The 3,006-nt window shown below is 58.9% G+C and carries 3 protein-coding genes; all 3 read right to left on the bottom strand.

Features of this window, described 5'->3' with window-relative positions; all coding sequences use genetic code 11:
* Positions 1 to 170: 170 nt before the first annotated feature.
* Positions 171 to 494 (bottom strand): DUF190 domain-containing protein, encoded by a 324-nt coding sequence (locus ACP5E6_RS17765; protein ID WP_427956510.1) that lies wholly within the window; start codon positions 492 to 494, stop codon positions 171 to 173.
* Positions 495 to 514: 20 nt separating this feature from the next.
* Positions 515 to 2,023, bottom strand: a complete 1,509-nt coding sequence (locus ACP5E6_RS17760; RefSeq protein WP_427956507.1) for a MutS-related protein — start codon at positions 2,021 to 2,023, stop codon at positions 515 to 517.
* On the bottom strand, positions 2,020 to 3,006 hold a 987-nt coding region (locus ACP5E6_RS17755), incomplete at its 5' end, for a MutS-related protein (RefSeq protein WP_427956505.1). The genes ACP5E6_RS17760 and ACP5E6_RS17755, both read right to left, overlap by 4 nt.

Here is a 3,006-nt window from a genome sequence, read left to right as displayed (position 1 = left end):
TTTGCCTCGGCTGAAGCGCCCGACCGTGACCAGGTTAAATCGGTCCCGGGCCAGTCGGGACAGCAGTTCGGTTTTCATCACCGTTTGTACCCCAGGCGCGGTGGCGTAATCGCGCAACAGGGTGGCGAGCGCAAACTTCAGTTCCTCGTAACCCGCCAGCGCCATATGGCTCAGGCACGATTATGGCGCGTGACCGGAAACGAGACCACGTGTCCATCAGGCACGAGGTCGACCAAAAGAGCAATCGCCGCTTCGGCAAGCTTCGGCGCGCAGCAGAATTCGACAATCAAAGGCAGATCGACGTCGAAATGCATCATATCGGAAGCATGGATCACCCCACCCGCGCCCAGTCCGGCAATGCCGCGGAGCACCGAGACGCCTTCGAGGCTGAGGCGGTCACGTAACGCGTTCAACACCTCGTCCATCAGGTTCTTACGCTTGCCGTGATCAGATTCCTGCAGGTTGATCCGAACCATCGTGGCGTCTTCCGTCATGGGCTTTCTCCTTCGGTTGGTTAATGGGTCGTATCGTTGCCGAAGATCTGGCGATACAGATCCTGGCCGAAACTGGTTGTGAGCGGCGCGCCGGGCAAGAGCCGGAAACTGCGCGTGCCACCTTCATCACGTTCCGCGCGTAGAAACGTGACACCGATCTGAGGATGATCGATGAAGGATTCCGCCAGTGCGAACATATGGGTGACGAACACGATCCGCGCCCCAGCTTCCACCAGTGCGAGGATGATCTGCTGGGCAATCTCGGAACCCTCGCGCTCGTTGGTGGCCGCAAAAGATTCATTGAACAGGAACATCGGGGCACTGCTCATCTGGTCGGCCAGGCGGCTCATCCGGCACAATTCCTCATCGAACTTGCCGCTATTCAGCCCGGTATCCTCGCGCCGGCGGTAATGCGTGAACAGTCCATCTCGAAGCCCGGCAGAAAACTGCTGCGCCGTGACGAACATACCAGTCTGCAGCATGATCTGGGCGAGACCGAGGCTACGCAGGAAAGTCGATTTGCCTCCCTGGTTGGCCCCGGTGATCATCAGCAGAGGAGATGTCGGCGCATCGATGGAATTACCCACCACCTTGCTTTCGATCGTCAGAGTCAGGCAGGGATCGCGCAGATCGTCAAAGGCGACACCGGCGTCGTCGGGCTTAGCGACGGCGGGTATGCAGATCGGGCAACCCTTGTCACTCAGTGCGCGTCGCAGATTGAGGCAACCGATATAGAACGCAAGTTCGGTGCGCAGCATCGTGAAAAAATCGTTAATGTGGTCACTGGCGCGGGACGTGGTGCGCGCGGCATCCACCAGGGCCTCGTCGCGTAGGGAGGTCAGGGCACGAGCCCCCGATTCATCGCGGGGATGGATGCTGAAATAATAATTGGGTGGTGCCCCGTTGATCAGATCCTTCAGCCAAGCCCAACGCTCCGGCACGAAATGGCGCAGCACATAGTCGTGGCCCTCGTTACCCGGTCCTAACCGCGCGCTGAACAGAACGCCTTGGCGGAAATGCAGGGTCGTGAGATGTTCGTCGACTGTTGCCAGGTAATCGGGGTCGAGTTCGCTCTCCAACATTGAGCACAGATTGCGCAGCGCCGTGGAGCGAAATCGCTCTCGGTTGCGGGTGGCAAATTGCGCGAGGTCCCCGATGATCCGACGCAGTCCTTCGAGCAGCCGCACCGCTCCGCTGAGCAGCATGCCAGGATAGCGGCTACTGAAACTGTAGAAAATTCCTTTGCGGACCTCCCGCGGCGCAAGGGCGATGGCGTAGAGGGTGCGGATTTCTGCTTCCTGGTCGATGCAGTCCTGCAGCACGTCCTGCCGCCACAAAATGATCTCCTTGGTATTGCCGAATCCGGTCAGGACCGATCTATGGGCAATCTCATGGAGAAACTTGTCACCAGCGGCCATTGCGGCAAGCAGCGTTTCAAGCTCCATGTCCTGAATCAGATCGGCGGCATTGGGCGGCAAGGCAGCCTTGATATCGATGTCCCGATCGGGGAACATCAAATGCGCTTTCATGCGAGACGCTCCTTCAGCCGCCGATAGGTGACGCCGTGCTTTTCAGCGATCGACAAGGCATAGGCTAAGCCGTCTGCAGGTCGGCGTACGATCTTGAAGCTCCGCTCGGCCGGATCGTCCGGGAGCACCATGCTGGTCAGGCTCACGGTTTCCGGTGCGAGCGACGCCAGTTCATCCATGAATGTGACACAGACGGCGATCGCCCCGCGCGCGATAATCCGCCGTAGAACCGATTGGGCGAGAAAACTCGCATCTTTCAGCGCGGTCGAGTTGAAAATCTCGTTCATGATGATGATGCTATCGGCCGTCGCCGCCTCGAGCAGGGCATGAACTCGCACAAGATCGTCATGCAATTTGCCACGCAGCGTGGTGAGGGCATCCTCACGTTCGAAATGAGTGAAGATCCGGTCGAACCGGTGCAGTCGTACGGCCCTCCCCGGCACCGTGCAGCCGAGATTCGCGAAATAATGCATCTGGCCGAACGTGCGCGCGAAGGTCGTTTTGCCTCCCTGGTTCGGTCCGGTGACCACGAGAATCCGTTCACGACCATCGAGATGGAAATCATTGGTGACGATGCTGCGTCGTTCGCCCAGCAGCTTGTGCGCCAGCGCGAGATCGAACCCCGAGGCCACGCGGATCGTCCGATCGTCTGCCAGAATCGGGTAGCAAAACGTCAGGCCCGAAGCTGCCATATGGCTGGTGAAGTCGAGCCACGAGACATAGAAGTGGATCTCCCGATCGAACCGGGCGATCATCGGATCGATGAACGTACGATAGCGGACAACGAACGCATCCAAATTTGTGAAGGTCTCGGGATTGAGCTTGGCGACACCGTGCAGTATTTCGCCCGCCACCTGATTCATCATCGGCGAGCGATCGATCTCTAATTCGTGCGGTTTGCCGCCGCCCTGCTGGAACTTCTGGAAAAGGGCGGCGATGATCGCGTTATAATCCGGCTCATACTCGAAGCTGCGCACGGTGAC

This window comes from Acidiphilium sp. (genome assembly GCF_049977125.1).
GTDB lineage: Bacteria > Pseudomonadota > Alphaproteobacteria > Acetobacterales > Acetobacteraceae > Acidiphilium.
The sequence above is the reverse complement of the archived record's forward strand: the minus strand, read 5'-3'. Positions and strand labels throughout refer to the sequence as shown.

Coding starts and splice junctions, on each gene's coding strand:
- ACP5E6_RS17765 (WP_427956510.1), bottom strand. CDS start 494: ATGACGGAAGACGCCACGATGGTTCGGATCAACCTGCAGGAATCTGAT.
- ACP5E6_RS17760 (WP_427956507.1), bottom strand. CDS start 2,023: ATGAAAGCGCATTTGATGTTCCCCGATCGGGACATCGATATCAAGGCT.